Annotated in this window: 16 protein-coding genes; 11 read left to right on the forward strand and 5 right to left on the reverse strand. The window is 65.8% G+C overall.

Annotated elements, in window-relative coordinates:
* The first annotated feature begins 33 nt into the window (after window positions 1-33).
* The 3 genes from C7401_RS06750 (at window position 34) to C7401_RS06760 (ending at window position 4,580) form a co-directional block, all read left to right on the forward strand.
* Window positions 34-906, forward strand: coding sequence for a LysR family transcriptional regulator (locus tag C7401_RS06750; RefSeq protein WP_112170572.1), 873 nt, complete (start codon window positions 34-36; stop codon window positions 904-906).
* Between the two features lie 198 nt (window positions 907-1,104).
* On the forward strand, window positions 1,105-2,817 hold the full coding sequence (locus C7401_RS06755; RefSeq protein ID WP_181565509.1) for a diguanylate cyclase: 1,713 nt from the start codon (window positions 1,105-1,107) through the stop codon (window positions 2,815-2,817).
* A gap of 188 nt (window positions 2,818-3,005) precedes the next feature.
* A complete protein-coding gene (locus C7401_RS06760; protein ID WP_133254453.1) occupies window positions 3,006-4,580 on the forward strand; it encodes an EAL domain-containing protein in 1,575 nt (524 codons plus the stop codon).
* 13 nt (window positions 4,581-4,593) lie between these two features.
* Here the strand turns inward: C7401_RS06760 and C7401_RS06765 are convergent, their stop codons facing one another.
* Together C7401_RS06765 and C7401_RS06770 are read right to left on the reverse strand one after the other, a co-directional pair.
* On the reverse strand, window positions 4,594-5,172 hold the full coding sequence (locus C7401_RS06765; protein WP_258396921.1) for a GNAT family N-acetyltransferase: 579 nt from the start codon (window positions 5,170-5,172) through the stop codon (window positions 4,594-4,596).
* Between the two features lie 179 nt (window positions 5,173-5,351).
* Window positions 5,352-5,999 carry a GntR family transcriptional regulator gene (locus C7401_RS06770; RefSeq protein ID WP_112170576.1) on the reverse strand — a complete coding sequence of 216 codons (648 nt, stop codon included), beginning with the start codon at window positions 5,997-5,999 and terminating at the stop codon, window positions 5,352-5,354.
* A 107-nt stretch (window positions 6,000-6,106) separates the two neighbouring features.
* On the opposite strand from C7401_RS06770, the gene C7401_RS06775 reads away from it, so the two are divergent.
* The 3 genes from C7401_RS06775 (at window position 6,107) to C7401_RS45480 (ending at window position 7,342) form a co-directional block, all read left to right on the forward strand.
* On the forward strand, window positions 6,107-6,586 hold the full coding sequence (locus C7401_RS06775) for an OsmC family protein (protein WP_112170577.1): 480 nt from the start codon (window positions 6,107-6,109) through the stop codon (window positions 6,584-6,586).
* Window positions 6,587-6,763: 177 nt separating this feature from the next.
* Window positions 6,764-7,054: a hypothetical protein gene (locus C7401_RS06780; protein ID WP_112170578.1), complete on the forward strand. Its 291-nt coding sequence runs from the start codon at window positions 6,764-6,766 to the stop codon at window positions 7,052-7,054.
* Between the two features lie 36 nt (window positions 7,055-7,090).
* On the forward strand, window positions 7,091-7,342 hold the full coding sequence (locus tag C7401_RS45480) for a hypothetical protein (protein WP_112170579.1): 252 nt from the start codon (window positions 7,091-7,093) through the stop codon (window positions 7,340-7,342).
* Window positions 7,343-7,662: 320 nt separating this feature from the next.
* Here C7401_RS45480 and C7401_RS06790 read toward each other — a convergent pair whose 3' ends face one another.
* On the reverse strand, window positions 7,663-8,592 hold the full coding sequence (locus tag C7401_RS06790; RefSeq protein WP_112170580.1) for a LysR family transcriptional regulator: 930 nt from the start codon (window positions 8,590-8,592) through the stop codon (window positions 7,663-7,665).
* 170 nt (window positions 8,593-8,762) lie between these two features.
* Here C7401_RS06790 and C7401_RS06795 point away from each other — a divergent pair, with 170 nt between their 5' ends.
* Entirely contained in the window at window positions 8,763-9,809 is a 1,047-nt protein-coding gene (locus C7401_RS06795) for an NAD-dependent epimerase/dehydratase family protein (protein ID WP_112170581.1), read from the forward strand.
* Window positions 9,810-9,857: 48 nt separating this feature from the next.
* On the opposite strand, the gene C7401_RS06800 is transcribed toward C7401_RS06795, so the two are convergent.
* Window positions 9,858-10,595 (reverse strand): peptidoglycan DD-metalloendopeptidase family protein, encoded by a 738-nt coding sequence (locus tag C7401_RS06800; RefSeq protein ID WP_112170582.1) that lies wholly within the window; start codon window positions 10,593-10,595, stop codon window positions 9,858-9,860.
* A gap of 270 nt (window positions 10,596-10,865) precedes the next feature.
* Entirely contained in the window at window positions 10,866-12,608 is a 1,743-nt protein-coding gene (locus tag C7401_RS06805) for an IlvD/Edd family dehydratase (protein ID WP_112170583.1), read from the reverse strand.
* A gap of 285 nt (window positions 12,609-12,893) precedes the next feature.
* Between C7401_RS06805 and C7401_RS06810 the strand changes: the two genes are divergently transcribed.
* From C7401_RS06810 to yjfF, 4 genes are all read left to right on the forward strand, one after another.
* Window positions 12,894-13,844: an ABC transporter substrate-binding protein gene (locus C7401_RS06810; protein ID WP_372460478.1), complete on the forward strand. Its 951-nt coding sequence runs from the start codon at window positions 12,894-12,896 to the stop codon at window positions 13,842-13,844.
* A 95-nt stretch (window positions 13,845-13,939) separates the two neighbouring features.
* Entirely contained in the window at window positions 13,940-15,463 is a 1,524-nt protein-coding gene (locus C7401_RS06815; protein ID WP_112170585.1) for a sugar ABC transporter ATP-binding protein, read from the forward strand.
* Window positions 15,460-16,497 carry an ABC transporter permease gene (locus C7401_RS06820; RefSeq protein ID WP_112170586.1) on the forward strand — a complete coding sequence of 346 codons (1,038 nt, stop codon included), beginning with the start codon at window positions 15,460-15,462 and terminating at the stop codon, window positions 16,495-16,497. The genes C7401_RS06815 and C7401_RS06820 overlap by 4 nt, the downstream gene beginning before the upstream one ends.
* 33 nt (window positions 16,498-16,530) lie before the next feature.
* The gene (gene yjfF / locus C7401_RS06825) at window positions 16,531-17,685 is read left to right on the forward strand and encodes a galactofuranose ABC transporter, permease protein YjfF (RefSeq protein ID WP_112170587.1); all 1,155 of its coding nucleotides are present in this window, start codon (window positions 16,531-16,533) and stop codon (window positions 17,683-17,685) included.
* The last annotated feature ends 26 nt before the right edge of the window (window positions 17,686-17,711 follow it).

The raw sequence follows: 17,711 nt of genomic DNA on the forward strand, positions 1-17,711 counted from the left end.
GAACCAGCCCACGCCATACATTTCAGCACTAGCATGGAACTCCGCCATCTCCGCTATTTCGCCGCCGTTGCGGCCGAACGCAATTTCACGAGAGCGGCCGAACAGCTCGGCATCGGCCAGCCGCCGCTCAGCCAGCAGATCAAGTCGCTCGAGCGCGAACTAGGTGTCGAGCTTTTCGTGCGCACGCCGCAAGGCGCCGACCTCACGCCGGCGGGCGCGGCCTTCCTCGTGGAAGCGCGGCGCGTGCTGGAGGGTGCCGAACGCGCGCAGCAGGCGGCGCAGCGCGCGGCGCGCGGCGAGTCTGGGCAAATACGCGTGGGCTTTACCGGCTCGGCTGCGTTCAACCCCGTCGTGCCCGCGCTGATCCAGCGCTACACCACCCGCTTTCCCGACGTGGCGCTGACGCTCGACGAGGCGAACACGCCGGCGTTGTTGCTCGGCCTCGTGCAAGGCCGGCTCGACGCGGTGTTCTTCCGCCCTGGCGCCACGCCGCCCGAGGGCGTGGAAGTCCACGCGCTGCCCGACGAGCCGATGAAGATCGTGCTGCCCTCCAGCCACGCGCTGGCCGCGCGGCGGCGCCTGCCGCTCAGCGCGCTCGCGCACGAGCCGTTCGTGCTCGTGCCCTCGCCCGCCGGCATCGCCATGCACGACGAAATCGTGCGCGCCTGCGCCGAGGCGGGCTTCACGCCCCGGCTCGCCCAGCCCGCGCCGCAACTCGCCTCGGTCGTGAACCTCGTGGCGGCCGGGCTCGGCGTGTCGATCGTGCCCGCCGCGATCGCGCAGGTCCAGGTGAAGGGCGTGCGCTATCTCGACGTGACCGGCGTACGCATGCGCGCGCGCCTTGCACTCGGCTGGCGCGCGGGCGAAACGGCGGCCACGGTGCGCGAGTTCGTCGCCCTCGCCTGAACGCAGCCCATTCGCGCGCCCTGTTCGCGCGGCGCGCGACGCGCCCCCGTACGCCGCGCGATGCTATCCTTTTTCGCGATGCCCGGCCCGCGCCACCGGGCCACGCCGCACCGTCATGCGCGCGCTCATCCGGTGTCCGGGGGCTTCATGCAGCACACGCCAGGCCGCACGCGGCCGCACGGCTTCTCCAGCATGGTCATGAAACGGCCGCACCTCGTGGTGACGGTGTGCTTTCTCGCCGCCATGGTGCTGGTGACGCTCGTGGGCCTGCGGCAGCTCTACAACATGACCCGCTACGACCTCCAAAGCCGCCAGCGCGACCTGGAGGTGCGCGCCGTGGGCGTGGATGCGCTGATCTCGGCGGAACGCCGGCGCCTTTTGTTCCTGCGCGACTATGCGGAGCACGTGCTCGCCTCGCCCAGCCAGCAGCGCGCGGCGCTTGGTGACCCGGCCGTGCAGGCCGCGCTGCACGCGAGCGGCCAGCCGGTATGGGAGACGCCTGGTGCATTGGACGGCCCGCCCGTGTTCGGCACCAATGCGCAAGGGCTCGCGGGACTGGAGGGCTTTCACCGCGACACCGCCACGCTCGCGGCCGACATCGCGCTCACGCGCGCGATCAGTCCGCTCGTGGCGATCAGCCAGCACGCCGACACGGTCCAGAGCACGGTTGCCTATATCTCCACCAACGGCGTGTATGTGCTCTCGCCCGAGCGCCGCGACGCACACGTGACCGACCTGCTGCGGCGCTTCAGCACCATGCCGTACTACCGTTTGCAGCTTCCCGAACACAACCCGAACCGCGAGATCGTCTGGACACCGATCTATACGGAAGAGAAGCAGACCGGGGCGATTGCCACGCTCAGCGCGCCCGTCTACGCGGACGGCCGCTTTCGCGGCGCGGTAGTGATGGACGTCGCGCCGTCTCGCCTGCTCGCGTTGCAGCTCGTTTCGGCAACCCTGCCCGAGGATAATGAGCCTACCGAATTCGGACTGCTGAACAGTAACGGCGACCTCGTCTACTTCGTCGATGGCAAGATCACCGCCCAGCGCCCGGCAAACTTCGATGCGCCACTGCTCGACCTCGCGCGCCGTTCGGCGGCCGCGTGGATGCAACGCGAGCAGGGTTATGTGCAGCGCAACGGCCGCTATCTGCTCTATCAGCACGTGGGCGAATCGCACTGGATCCTGCTCACCAATACGGACGACACCGAACTCACGCTCGCCGCCGCGCGCCGCGTGTTCAGCAGCCCGCTGATCGTCGCGTGGGTGGCGATCGCCGTGCTGCTCGTGGGCACGCTGCGCATCGTCACGCATATCTTCGGCCGCTACGTCGAAGCCAGCTCGCGGCTCGAAACGCTCGCGCGCAACGACCCGCTCACGGGCCTTGCGAACCGGCGGCGCTTCCTGGAGGTGTTCGGCGAAACGCTCGAACGCGCGAGCCGCGACGACAGCGCGGCGCCCGCCATGGCCATGCTGATGCTCGACATCGACTTCTTCAAGCGCGTGAACGACCGCTATGGCCACGCAGCCGGCGACCGCGTGCTGGTGATCTTCGCGGACATCCTGAGCAAGAACCTGCGCAGCGTGGACATCCCCGCGCGCGTGGGCGGCGAGGAATTCGCGGCGCTGCTGCCCGGCGCGGACATGGCGACGGCGGCAGACGTGGCCGAACGCATACGCAGCGCGGTGGAGACGCACGCGGCGAATGCCGCCGCACCCGGCGACGCCAAGCGTCCCGACGACATCGCCTTCACGATCTCGGTGGGCGTGGCGGCCAGTCCCGCCGACTGCCCCGCCAACTACGACACGCTGATGTCGGTGGCCGACCGGCGGCTCTATGCCGCGAAGGAAGGCGGCCGCAACCGCGTCGTTGCAGAGGATTCCCGATCGATCGACCCCGCGCGCGCATGATGGCCGAAGCCCATCCATTCATGCCGCGCGCATAAATCAAACCCCGGCGGGCACTGCACTTGCTCACCCGCGCCGGACAGCGGCGCGTCGCCGGCGCGCGAAAAACGCTACCATCGGCCACGGCGATCGACAAAGGCTTCGCGTTGCGCGTCGTCTTCGTTCGCGCAGCCGGAGCGCCATCGTACGCCATGAACAGCCGCTTCACCGTCCTGACGACGTTCTGTATCGTGGCGCTCGCCGTGCTGGGCACGCTCGCGCTCGCCGTCTATGCTTCGGACGCCGTATCGGAGCGCCAGCAACGCCAGCAGGTCGACGAGTTTTCGAATCGCGCACTGCTGCGCGCGGAACTGGTGAGCTCCGAAGCCGAAACGGCATTGCGTCAGCTTGTACGCTACGACGGCACGCCGTGTTCGGACGACCACCTGAAGCAACTGCGCCAGACCGAGGAACAGTTTCGATACGTCCGCGAAGTCGGCTGGACCGATGGCGTCAAGCTGCGCTGCACCTCGGCGCGCGGTCGCGTCGACACCGCGCTGCCAGCGCCCGAATGGACCTCCGCCGCCGGCTTCACCGCCTGGCAGACCGAAACGGGCAAGCGCGGCAACGAGCGGCCCATGTTCAACGTGCGCCTGGGCGATCACGTGGTGGTGATCGACCCGCGCTTCTATCTCGACATCGTGCCGCTCGACAACACCATCGAGCTTGCCGTGCTCGAAACGCAGGACGGCACGATCATCTCGCGCTCACCAGGCGCGGACCATGAACTCTTGCGCGCGGCGCTACAGCGCAACACCAACAACGCGTACTTCGAGCGGCGCTATTACACGGTCGAGCGCTCCCACCGCTATCCGATCGCCGTGGTCGCCTACGAGCCCGAGGACCGCGTGCGCCGCAACCCGCTCGCGCAACTCAGACACGTACTCGCGCCCGCGCTCGTCGCGAGCCTGCTCGGCACCTGGTTCGTCATGCGCTGGCGGCGCAAGCTGCGTACGCCGCGCAACGCGATCCTCCAGGGCATCCGGCAGCGCCAGTTCGTGGCCTGGCTCCAGCCCATCGTTTCGCTCGAAAGCGGCCGCTGCGTCGGCGCGGAAGCGCTCGTGCGCTGGAAGCTCGAAGACGGCTCCGTGATTGCACCCGACACCTTCATTGCCATGGCCGAATCGCTCGGCCTCATCGAGCCCATTACCGACCAGGTCGTGCACTCCGTGTTCGACGGCGCCGGCTCCGTGCTGGCGCGCCGCCGTGACTTGCACGTCTCCATCAACCTGGCGGGCGAGGACCTCGTGGGCACGCGCGTGCTCGACACCTTGAAGGACTGCTTCAGAAAATACGCGGTGCGCCCCGAGCAGATCTGGTTCGAAGTCATCGAGCGCATGCTCATCGACACGGCCCGCTCCACACCCGCGCTCGCGGCGTATCGTGCGGCCGGGCACCGCATTTTCATCGATGATTTCGGCACCGGCTATTCGAGCCTTTCCTATCTCCAGGACCTGCCCGTGGACGGCATCAAGATCGACAGGTCGTTCATACGTTCGTACGCGAAGGGCGAGGAGATGAACAAGATCGTGCCGCATGTCATCGAGATGGCGCGCAGCCTCGACCTGGCGATGGTCGCCGAGGGCGTGGAAACGCGGGCGCAGGCCGATTATCTGCGCGAGCACGGCGTGCAATATGCGCAGGGCTGGCTCTATGCGAAAGCCATGCCCGCCGACGAATTCCTGCGCTACCTGGAGCGCGAGAGCGCCCGGGCACGTGAGGCGTGAGCACGACGCGCCTTCATGCAAACGGGCTCGGCGCGGGGACGTGCGCAAACGCGCCGTGCAGGTGCGCGGGCCCTTGTGCGCCGCGTGCCGCCGCGGCTTTGCTCAGCACGGCGCTGTCGTAGCCACGACCGGCAAAGCGCACGACATCGACAAGGCCGAAGCCCTGCGCGCGATAAAACGCGATCAGGTGTGCGGCGGGGAACGGCGTGTCGAGCGCGATTTGCGTATAGCCGCGCGCCGCGGCCCAATGCCCCGCGAAAGCGAGCAGCGCGCGGCCAATGCCGTGGTTCTGCCATTTCGGCTCGATGCCGAACTGATGAACCGAAGCCACGCTGCGCTGCCGATAATGTTCGCATTGCGAATCGATATCGCGGCCTTCCAGGGTGAGCGTGCCGATGATCTTGCCGTTGCAGACGGCGACGAAGCAGTCGCCGACCAGCGCCCGTTCACGCGTGAGGCTCGCTGCCTGGTCGGCGCACGAGCAGTGCAACCCGAGCACGGCCAGCCGCGCAAACGCCCGATGCAGCAGCCGCGTGAGCGCCTCCCACGAGTCGTGGCGCGGATCGAAGCGCCGCAGCACGAGCCGGCCCATGCCGGGCTGAATGCAGTTGACCCGCTCGCCCGGGCGCTGGGGTGCACGCGAGATCGACATGGCGTCTCCACTCGTTTCGATGCACCCAGTCTAGGGTTGTGCAGCCAGGTCAACAAGAAAAAATGTCGTAAAAACCGGCGCAATCCGCGTGCATGCGGCGTTGCCCGCGCAACCGCCGCCTACGCCGCCAGGCGCTCCACGACTTCGAGCACGATGCGTCTGGCCGAGTCGAGATGCGCCGCCGTCAAGGCGCGCGCGCGACGCGCATTGCGCTCATGACACGCTTGCAGGATCGCCACGTGCTCGTCCTGAAACGAGGGCGTATCGGCCAGCAGCGTGTTCTGCAAACGCTCGTAGCGCTCCACCTGTGCGCGCAATTCGCGGATGGAGGCAAGCTGCCGGGCGTTGCCGCATGCGCCGTAGAGCAGCGCGTGAAACTCGCGGTTGAGTTCGCCCTGCTTTTGCGTGGTCGCGGCCTCGCCGAGCAGGCGGTGCACGAGTTCGGCGCGCGCGAGCGTTTCCTCGTCGAGACGCTTCACGCTGCGAAAGATCGCGTCGCCTTCCAGCAGTACGCGCAGGCCATAAATCTCCTCCACGTCCTGCGCCGTGAGCGTGCGCACGACCGCGCCGCGATTGCGGAAGACCTCGACGAGCCCCTCGCGCGCGAGTTGCTGGATCGCTTCGCGCAGCGGAATGCGGCTCACCTCGAAACGCTCGGCCAGGTCGCGCTCGACAAGGCGCTCGCCGCCGCCCAGCTCGCCGCCTACGATCAGCTCGCGCAGCGCAGCGGCGACCGCGTCGGCCGTGGAGTCGAATTTTGTTTCCATGCGGGTATCGCTCAGGTCATTTCGGCATAATGGTATACCAAAATGCCACACGCTGTCATAATGCGCCGAAACGGTCGCGATCAGGTTCAATCAAACGGAGAGTGGAAATGGCGCACGGCGAACACACCTACCGCGTTTCGGTGCAATGGACGGGCAACCGCGGCACCGGCACCTCGGGCTATCGCGAGTACGGCCGCGATCACATCATTCGCGCGAACGGCAAACCGGACATTCCCGGTTCGTCGGACCCGGCCTTTCGCGGCGACGCCGCGCGCTGGAACCCCGAGGACCTGCTCGTGGCGTCGGCGTCGGCTTGCCACAAGCTCTGGTACCTGCACCTGTGCGCCGACGCGGGCATTGCGGTGCTGGTCTATGAAGACGACGCCGAAGGCACGATGGCCGATACGCCACAGCGCGGCGCTTTCACGAAGATCGTGCTGCGCCCGCGTGTGACGATCCGCGCGAGCGACGACCGCAGCGTTGCCGAGCGGCTTCATCACGCGGCGCACGAGCAGTGCTATATCGCGAATTCGGTGAATTTTCCGATTTTGTGCGAGCCGGTTATCGAACTGGCCGACTTCGAATAAGCACGCCGCACCTCACGCCGCTCCAGGCGCGCACGACGTTGAACAACGGCAGACAAGCACCTCGTTAATTTGCTGTTACCAATCTCGCAACGCCGTTTCACCTGTGTCCTGAACCGCCCTCTACACTCCAGACCGTGCTTACCAGCAACGCACACAACGTGCAAAGGAGTGACGGAAATGAACAAGACGGTTCTCGGCGTGATATTGGGCGCGGCCGCATTTGCCGTGTCGACGGCGGCAAGCGCGCACGTGGATGTCGCCTTGGGGATTGGCGTCCCTGGCGTCGCCTACGCTCCGGTTCAACCCGCGTACGTTGCCCCTCCTCCGGTTCCGGTCGCAGTGGCCTATCGCGACAACGATGACTGGCGCGCGCGCGAATGGCGCCAACATGAATGGCGCGAACACGAACGTAGCGAGCATCAATGGCGTGAACGCCAGTGGCACGACCGTGGCGATTGGCGCTATTAAACGGGTTCAACGTGTAATACGAGGCAGGTACTCATCATGAAACTGAATTATCGAATCAGCGCGCTCGTTGCGGCTGCCGCCCTGGGACTGGCCGCGACCGGACCAGCCAGTGCCGCCGGCTGCCTCAAGGGCGCAGTCGTGGGCGGCGTAGCCGGACACTATGCCGGCCACCACGCAGTCGTTGGCGCAGTCGGTGGCTGCATCGTCGGACATCACATTGCGAAGCAACATGCGCAGGAGCGGGCCGCACAGCAGCAAGCCCTCCACGCGCACCCCTTAGCCACATGATGCCGAAAGCGCCTTGCGTTGCTGTCGATGCATCCGTTGTTCGCGACGAAGGCTTGCTGGCGCTCAGACCGTAGCGACCGCGAGAAGCGGGCGCATGACATTGACGAAGGCGTTGGTGCTTTTCAGTAGCCAGGCCATCTGCTCCGCTTCGAGGTCAGTGCCTTCGCCCGGTGCAAACCTGATCTGCGCCGAGCCTGCAAGCGCTCGCGGCCCTCGGGTCCGAGGAATTTCGCCATGTCGAAGCCTTGTCAGAGTCGTCTTTTCGTTGCGGGGAACGCGGTCCTGCCGCGCACGGAATAACGGCAATTCTTACAAACGCTTTAACGGGCAGCCGATCGCTGCGCCGACAACCGGCTATCGCCGCCGATATACGCCTTCAGCCCGGCGGCAAGCGCCGCGAACGTCACGGCGCAGCGCGCGCTCCCGCGCAAATCTTCGTGCATGGCCAACCACGTATCCAGCGTCAGCGAGAACTCTCGCCGGAGCACCCGCACCAGCCGGGCATCTCTCGCCGCCAATGGCGCCTGGCACGCGCCGATGCCAAATCCGGCGCGTATCGCGCCCAATTGCGCAACGTCGCTGTCAGCCCGAAATGCGAAGTTGGTGCGATTGAATGCCTCGAATCTGTCCTGAAGCGAGCGAATGTACGCCGTCTCCCGGTCGAAGCCAATGATCGTGTGCCGGGGCAATTCGCTCATCGACTTAGGCACGCCATGCTGCGCGAGATAACGTTCGTGAGCGTGCAGCCCGACTTCGATCCCGCCGATGCGCTTCGCCACCAGCGCCTCCTGCACGGGGCGAAACATGCGCACCGCGATATCCGCCTCGCGGCGCAGGAGATCATCCGGCTCGTTCGACAACACGAGTTCTATCGTCAGTTCCGGATAGTCGTTGCGCAGCCCGGCCAGGATGGGCGGCAGAACCTCGACGCCGATGATCTCGCTCGTCGTCAGCCTCACTGTGCCGCGCACGCCGGAACCGTGACCGCTCGCCACCCGCCGCAACGCGGCCGTGGTCGACGCGAGGGCCACGGCGTATGGCCTCAACTCATTGGCGGCGTCGGTGGGCGAAAAGCCGTCGAACGAGCGTGTAAAGAGCGTCACGGCCAATGCCGCTTCGAGACTTTCGATGTGGCGGCCGACGGTCGGCTGCGTGAGACCCAGCGCGCGCGCGGCCCCGGAAAGCGAGCCCGTCTCCAGCACATGGAGAAAGCTCCGGTACCACTCCCAGCTCGGTTCCCTTTCGGTCATGACAGGCATGCTCCTGTGGCCACCCGTCATCCCGATCCGAACCATTCGGATCGGGACCGGAGACGGCTATACATAAATGTATAGCCGATCATCGGTTTTCAGCAATTTTTAATTGCCGGCACCCGGCGCAGAATGGCCTTCATGACAGATCACCCGCAAGGAGAACCGACATGAACGCCCTTCCCCTGAACCAGCAAGACCACGCGCTCGTGCTCGGCGCGAGCGGCGGCATTGGCGGCGAAGTCGCGCGCCAGTTGCGCGATGCCGGCTGGCAGGTGCGCGCGCTGCGGCGCGGCGGCGCGCCCGCCACACAGGAACATTCCGCCCGCCGCGCTGACGGTATCGAATGGCTCGACGGCGACGCGCTCTCGCGCGATGACGTACTGCGCGCGGCCCAAGGGTGCGCTGTGATCGTGCACGCCGTGAACCCGCCGGGCTACAAGCGCTGGGCGCAAGTCGTGCTGCCGATGATCGACAACACGCTCGCCGCGGCGGCCGAAGTCGGCGCGACCGTCGTGCTGCCCGGCACCGTGTACAACTACGGGCCCGAGACGTTTCCGCTGTTGCGCGAAGACTCGCCGCAGCAACCGCTCACGCGCAAGGGTGCGATTCGCGTGGCACTGGAGCGGCGCATGCAAGCCGCGAGCGAGCGCGGCGTGCGCTCGATCGTGGTGCGAGCGGGTGACTTTTTCGGGCCGCGCGTGGCCAATAGCTGGTTCGCGCAGGGTCTCGTCAAACCTCGCGTACCGGTGCGCGTCGTGCGCGAACCCGCTAGCCCCGGCGTGGGCCACGCGTGGTCGTACGTGCCCGACGTGGCGCGCACGATGCTCGAACTGATCGCGCGGCGCGACACGCTACCGCCGTTTGCGACCTACCACATGGCCGGGCACTGGGACGCCGACGGCACGCAAATCACCGAAGCCATCTGTCGCGTCGCGCGGCGTCACGGACTGGAGCCGCAACGCAAGCGCTTTTCGTGGGGGCTCGTACGCATGATGTCGCCCTTCGTGACGACGTTGCGCGAGCTGATGGAGATGCGCTATTTGTGGCGCGAGCCGCTGCAACTCGTGAATGCGCGCCTCGTGGCCGAACTCGGGCGCGAGCCTCATACGCCGCTCGACGAAGCCGTCGAGGCGACGCTCCTGGGACTCGACTGCCTCGGCACACGCGAGCCCATGCAGAAAGCCGCAACCGTTTCGTCGCGGCATTCAACTTGATTCGGATATCGAATCGAATTCAGATTGATCGCGACAGGCGTTTTATCATCACGGCATGACCGGACCGGAATCCGCCGGCAGATACGCCAGCGGATCCACCGGTCGTCCGTCCTCGCGCATTTCGAACTGCAACAGCGCGGCTTCGCCGCCGCGCGCGCCCATTTCGGCAATGGTCGCGCCGCGTTGCACCGTTGCGCCCTCCGCCACGGTAAGACGACTGTTGTTGCCGTAGGCGGTCACGAAATGATTGTCGTGCTTCACGATGACCATCAGGCCGAACTGCTTGAGCTTGTTACCGGCATAGACAACCCGCCCGCCATCCACGGCCTTGACCGGCGCGCCCAGGCGACCGGCGATTTCGATGCCGCGAGAGCCCTGCGTGCCGAATTCCTGCACCACTGTGCCGCTCGCCGGCCAGACAAAACGGTTCGCGGGCGCGTGGGCCGCGAATTGAGGCGCATGAGGCACGCTCGCCACGCCCGAGGGCGGCCCCACACGCAGCATTTGCCCCGCGCTCACCGTCGCGGCCGCGCCCAAGCCGTTCCATTGCACAAGCTCGCTGCGCTGGCGTCCGAACGAGGCCGCGATCGTGTCGAGGGAATCGCCGGGCTGCACACAGTAGTAACCGGCGGACGCACTCACGCAGGCGTTGACGGTGTAGTTGGGCATGTCGAATGGCGATCGGGTGGCGCAACCGGAAAGCAAGGCCAGCGTGAAGCACGCGCCCATGCCAAGGGCGCGCCATCCCCACGAGCGAAAGCCGGTTTGGGTGCAACGTTGTTTCATGGCGAATCTCCGCGGATGCTGAATGGAACTCTGGCCAGCCTGCCGACTGGCATCCGCTTAACGCGAGCCGTGCCCCCGCGTTGACCGCCTGTAATGACCCACGACAAACCTTTGACTGCACCCCATCAAACCTTGCGCAAAAGCCTAAACAATAAGGAAACCGAAGGTAGGGGAATGCCGAAAGAACGCTATTTGAACGTTAAATATCGGCAAAAAAAGAAGCCCGCGGCCGTGCCAGAACGCGCGGCCGCGGGCTCCCCAGACGTCATGTCAATGCGAATGACTCGGCACGTCCGCCCCGCGACACCCCACCAGAAAGTCGAAATCGCAACCCTCGTCGGCCTGGAGCACGTGCTCGACGTAGAGCTTGCGGTAGCCGCTGCGATCGGCGGGTATCGGATGCTGATTCGCGGCCCATTCGTCCAGCCGCGCGACGATGGCTTCGTCGCTGATATCCACGCGCAACGTGCCCTTCTCGCAGTCGAGTTCGATCCAGTCGCCATCGCGCACGATCGCGAGCGGCCCGCCCGCGCGCGCCTCGGGGGCCACGTGCAGCACCACCGTGCCATAGGCGGTGCCGCTCATGCGCGCGTCCGACACGCGCACCATGTCGGTCACGCCTTGCGCGAGCAGTTTAGGCGGCAGGCCCATGTTGCCCACCTCGGCCATGCCCGGATACCCCTTCGGGCCACAGTTCTTCATCACGAGCACGGAGTCCGCCGTAACATTGAGATCGGGGTCGCCGATGCGCGCCTTGTAGTCGTCGAAGTTCTCGAACACCACGGCCGGACCGCGATGCTTGAGCAGCCTTTGCGTGGCTGCCGAAGGCTTGAGCACCGCGCCGTTGGGCGCGAGATTGCCGCGCAGCACGCACAGCGCGCCGTCCTGCACGAGCGGATTGTCGAGCGGACGGATCACCTCGGCGTTATGAATGGGCGCTTCGCGCACGTTCTCCCAGAGCGTCTTGCCATTGGCCGTGAGCGCGTCGGGATGCGGCAGCAGGTTCGCTTCGCCCAGGCGCCGCAGCACGGCGGGCAGGCCGCCCGCGTAATAGAACTCCTCCATCAGGAAGCGCCCCGAAGGCTGGAGGTCGACGATGGTCGGCGTGCCGCGTCCAATGCGCGTCCAGTCGTCGAGTTCGAGCGGCACGCCTATGCGCCCCGCGATCGCCTTGAGGTGGATCGCCGCGTTGGTCGAACCGCCGATCGCCGCGTTCGTGCGGATCGCGTTTTCGAATGCCGCGCGCGTGAGCAGTTTCGACAACCGCAGGTCTTCGAGCGCCATCTCCACGATGCGCATGCCCGACAGATGCGCGAGCACGTAGCGGCGCGAGTCCACGGCGGGAATCGCCGCATTGTGCGGGAGCGTCACGCCAAGCGCCTCGGCCATGCAAGCCATGGTCGAAGCGGTGCCCATGGTGTTGCAGGTGCCCGCCGAGCGCGACATGCCCGCCTCCGCCGACATGAACTCGTGTATCGAGATCTTGCCCGCTTTCACCTGCTCGCTCAGTTGCCACACCACCGTGCCCGAGCCGATATCTCGCCCTTCGTGCTTGCCGTTGAGCATCGGGCCGCCCGTCACGGCGATGGCGGGCACATCGCAACTGGCCGCGCCCATCAACAGCGCGGGCGTGGTCTTGTCGCAGCCCACGAGCAGCACGACCGCATCCACGGGATTACCTCGTATGGATTCCTCAACATCCATCGAAGCGAGGTTGCGCGTGAACATGGCCGTGGGACGCAGGTTCGATTCGCCGTTCGAAAACACGGGAAACTCGACCGGAAAACCGCCCGCCTCGTATACGCCGCGCTTGACGTGTTCGGCGAGCTTGCGAAAATGCGCGTTGCAGGGCGTGAGCTCCGACCACGTATTGCAAATGCCGATAATCGGCTTGCCGGCAAACTCGTGATCGGGAATGCCCTGATTCTTCATCCAGCTCCGATACATGAAGCCGTTTTTGTCCGTGGTGCCGAACCACGCGGCCGAGCGAAGCTTGGGCTTACGGGTGTTCATGGCTTTGCCCACTTAGTGAGAAAGTCCAATAAATAGCATGACTATATGAGTCTGGATGATCGGGAAAACGCTAATCGATACGGCTCGAAGGGTTGCATATAGTTTGTCTATTGTGGTCAGCAGGCGAGCGATCGAAGGCAAACCGAAAGGCACGCCGGAGGTCTGGGATGGCGCGAAATTTCTCGTGATACTGTCCGGCCGTGATGGACGCGGGTGTAGCGCCATGAATTAAAGAAATACAACGATCAGGCTACATCGGAGACACGCATGAAACTGGCAACACGCATGGTAAGCGGAATCGTCGCTGCGGCGGCCGCTTTTTCATTGGCGGCGGGCGTCGCCCACGCCGAAGACAAGCAGATCACGTTGGGCTTCGCCCAGGTCGGCGCGGAAAGCGCCTGGCGCACGGCAAACACGGTATCGGTCAAGGCGGCCGCCAAGGACGCCGGCATCAACCTCAAGTTCTCTGACGCCCAGCAAAAGCAGGAAAACCAGATCAAGGCGATCCGCTCATATATCGCGCAAAAGGTGGACGTGATTGCATTCTCGCCCGTGGTGGAATCGGGCTGGGAGCCGGTGCTCCAGGAAGCCAAGCGCGCCAAGATTCCCGTGATTCTCACGGACCGCAATATCGACGTGAAGGACCAGTCGCTCTACGTGACGATGATCGGCTCGGACTTCATGGAAGAAGGCCGCCGCGCGGGCAAGTGGCTTGAAGACCACTACAAGAGCAACCCCGGCCCGATCAATATCGTCGAGTTGCAAGGCACCGTGGGCTCCGCGCCGGCCAATGACCGTCACTCGGGCCTCATGGAAGTGATCAAGAACGATCCGAAGTTCAAGATCATTGCGTCGCAAAGCGGCGACTTCACGCTGGCCGGCGGCAAGCAGGTCATGGAAGCGTTCGCGAAGACGTATGGAAACAAGATCAACGTGGTCTACGCGCATAACGACGACATGGCGCTCGGCGCGATCCAGGCCATGGAAGAAGCGGGCATGAAGCCGGGCAAGGACATCAGCGTGGTGTCGTTCGACGCCACCAAGGGCGGCTTCGAAGCGATGATCGCGGGCAAGATGAATGTCGATGTGGAGTGCAGCCCGCTGCTCGGGCCGCAACTCATGAGCGCCGTGAAGGACGTCGTGGCGGGCAAGCAGTTGCCCAAGCGCATCGTGACGAACGAAACGGTGTTCCCGATGGACGTGGCGGCGCAGGTGCTGCCGTCGCGCAAGTACTAAACTCGCTGCAAGCGGCGCGGCCTGCTTCGTAGCCCTGATCGATTCAGAGGGCTGACGGGGCGCGCCGCGCGCTCTGGCCTCTTATACGGTTGCCCATGAGCGTTTCCCCGATACTCGAAACCGTCGGTCTTACCCGAACCTTCCCCGGCGTGCGCGCGCTCGACCGGGTCAATTTTCGTCTGTTTCCCGGCGAGATTCACACGCTGATGGGGCAGAACGGCGCCGGCAAGTCCACGCTCATCAACGTGCTGACCGGCGTGCACCAGCCCGAGGCCGGCGAGATCCGCGTCGCGGGCGAACCCGTGCACTTCGCGACGCCGCAGATGGCGGAGGCCGCCGGCATCCAGACGCTCTATCAGGAAGTCAATCTCTGCCCGAATCTTTCGGTGGCGGAGAACATCTTCGCGGGCCGCCAGCCGCGCAAACGCGGTCTCGGCCTGATCGACTGGAAAGCGATTCACCGCCGCGCCGAAGCCGCGCTCGCTGAACTGAACCTCTCGCTCGACGTCACGCAATCGCTCGACACCTACCCGATCGCCATGCAGCAGATGGTGGCGATTGCGCGCGCCGTGTCCGTCGATGCGCGCATTCTGATTCTCGACGAACCGACCTCCAGCCTCGACGAAGGCGAAGTCGCGCGCCTTTTCGACGTGCTGCGCAAGCTGAAGGCGTCGGGTATCGCGATTCTCTTCGTCACGCATTTTCTGGAGCAGACCTACGCGATTTCCGATCGCATCACGGTCATGCGCAATGGCGAGCGCGAAGGCGAATATCTCGCGTCCGAATTGCCGGTGCAAACGCTGGTCGCCAAAATGGTGGGCTTGCAGAACGCGGGAGAAAGACTCACGCAAGCGGAAGCCGCGCACGGCGAAACCGCTACTGCTGACACCGAGCCTTATCTCGCCGCGCAAGGCGTGGCGCGCCGCGGCGTGCTCAATCCGCTCGACCTCGAAGTGCAGCCGGGCCAGATTCTCGGCCTCGCCGGTTTGCTTGGCTCGGGCCGCACGGAAACCGCGCGCCTCCTGTTCGGTGCGGACAAAGCCGACGCGGGCACGGTTCACATCAATGGCCGGGCCGTGAAGCTGACGTCGCCACGCGACGCCGTGCGCCACGGCATGGCGTATTGCCCCGAGGACCGCAAGAAGGAAGGCATCGTCGCGGATCTTTCGATACGCGAGAACATCGTGCTCGCGCTCCAGGCGCAACTGGGCTGGTGGCGCATGATCCGCCGCTCGCGTCAGCGCGAACTGGCCAACGAATATATCGAGCAACTCGGCATCAAGGCGCGCGACGCGGAGCAGCCCATCGGCCTGCTCTCGGGCGGCAACCAGCAGAAGGTGCTGCTCGCGCGCTGGCTCGCGACCAAGCCGCGCCTGTTGATCCTCGACGAGCCCACGCGCGGCATCGACGTGGCGGCCAAGTTCGAGATCATGGACCGCGTGCGCGCGCTTTGCGCGAAAGGCCTCGGCATTCTGTTCATTTCGTCGGAGATCAGCGAAGTGGTGCGCGTGAGCGACCGCATCGCCGTGCTGCGCGACCGCCGCAAGGTGGCCGAGCTTTCGGGCGCGGCGCGCTCCGAACACGAAGTCTACGACCTCATTGCCGGAGACCGCCGATGACGCGCCCCGCTCTTCCCGTGTGGCTTTCGCTCGTCATCCGGCATCCGCTGGTGTGGCCTGCCGTCACGCTGATCGCGCTGTTCGTCGTGGATGTCGCGCATCGCGGCAACTTTCTCTCCATCACGATGCTGGGCGGTCATCTGTTCGGCGCACCGGTCGACATTCTCATGCGCGCCGCGCCGCTCGTCGTCGTGTCGCTCGGCATGACGCTCGTGATCGCCACGCGCGGCATCGACATTTCGGTGGGCGCGGTGGTGGCGATCGCGGGCGCGGCGGCGGCCACCGTGCTCGCCGCCGACCCTTCGCGCGTGGGCCTGGCATTCGGCGCGGCGCTCGCCGTGGGCCTGCTCGCGGGTATCTGGAATGGCCTCCTCGTGGCTTTCGTGGGCATGCAGCCGATCATCGCCACGCTCATTCTGATGGTGGCGGGGCGCGGCGTGGCGCAGTTGCTCACGGGCGGGCAGATCATCCCCATCGGCGCGCCGGGTTATCTCTTTGCGGGCGGCGGCTATTTCGCGCTCATCCCGTGCGCGGTGTGGATCGCGATCGCCGTCACCTTGCTCACCGCGCTGATCGTCAATCGCACGGCGCTCGGCCTGTTCATTCGCTCGATCGGCGTGAATCCCGTGGCCGCGCGCCTGGCCGGACTTTCGTCGCAGGCCGTGGTGTTCGGCGCATACGCGTTTTGCGGCGTGACGGCCGCCATCGCGGGCATTCTCATCAGCTCGAACGTGCGCAGCGCGGACGGCAACAACGCGGGCCTGCTGCTGGAACTCGACGCCATTCTCGCCGTGACGCTCGGCGGCACTTCGCTGCTGGGCGGGCGCTTCAGTCTTGCGGGCACGGTGCTCGGCGCGCTCATCATCCAGACGCTCACTTACACCACCTATTCGATCGGCGTGCCGCCCGAGGCCACGCTCGTCGTGAAGGCCGTGGTCGTGCTGCTCGTGTGCCTGATCCAGTCGCCCGCCGCGCGCACCTTCGCGTTCCAGCAACTCAAGCGTCTTGCGCTCGCACGCCGTGCGCGCGCCTGAACCGCCAGCCCACCCATACGGGGGAAGCCAAGGATGAACCGCACTGCCCTGTCCTTATCGGACACACTCGCGAACACGCTCGCCGCGTGCCGGCGCGGCGCCATTCGCATCGTCGATCCGCGCGTGCTGCCCATTGTCGTGACCGTCGTGTTGTTCGCCGTGCTGTTCGGCTTCGGTTCGGTCATGTACACGGGGTTCTTCTCGCTCCAGGTGGCCTTCGGGCTGCTCGTGGACAACGCGTTCCTGCTGATCGTCGCCATCGGCATGACCTTCGTGATCATCTCGGGCGGTATCGATCTTTCGGTGGGCGCGGTCGTTGCGCTCACCACCATCCTGTGCGCCGTGGGCACCGAGAAGCTGCATTGGCCCGTGGCCGTGGTCGTGCCGCTCGTCCTGCTGTGCGGCGCGCTCTATGGCGCGGGCATGGGCGCGCTGATCCACTTCTTCCGCTTGCAGCCGTTCATCATCACGCTCGCGGGCATGTTCCTCGCGCGCGGCACCTGCTTTCTCATCACCACCCAATCCATTCAGATCAACGATCCCGGCTTTCACGCGCTGTCCGAATTCAGCATACCGGTGGGCAGCGGCTCGCTCACCACGGGCTCGCTCACGGCCATCGCCATGCTGATCGCGGGCATCGTGATCGCGCACTTCACGCGATTCGGGCGCAACGTCTATGCGATCGGCGGCAACGAGCGCTCCGCGCTGCTCATGGGCCTGCCGGTCGCGCGCACCAAGATCGGCGTCTATGCGCTCTCGGGCTTTTGCTCGGCGCTGGGCGGCGTGGTGTTTACGCTCTACGTGCTCTCGGGCTACGGCTTGCAGGCACAAGGCATGGAGCTGGACGCCATCGCCGCGACCGTGATCGGCGGCACGCTGCTCACGGGCGGCGTGGGCTATGTGATCGGCTCGGTGTTCGGTGTGGGCATCCTCGGCACGATCCAGACGCTCATCACCTTCGACGGCACGCTCAGCTCGTGGTGGACGCGCATCGTGATCGGCGCGCTGCTCTGCGCGTTCTGCCTCATGCAGCGCGCAACCGAGCGCCATGCGGCGCGCCGCAAGTCCACCGGCAGCGGGCGCGGCGCACCGCGCGCGGCACGCCCGGGCACGCAGGCGGCCGCGCCGATGGACCAGGCAAAGCTCGCCTCGCCGCCGCCGCGCATGCACGGCGCGAAGGGCGCATAAGCGTTACGGGTATACATGGATTAGGA

Source organism: Paraburkholderia unamae (assembly GCF_003268775.1).
Lineage (GTDB): Bacteria > Pseudomonadota > Gammaproteobacteria > Burkholderiales > Burkholderiaceae > Paraburkholderia > Paraburkholderia unamae.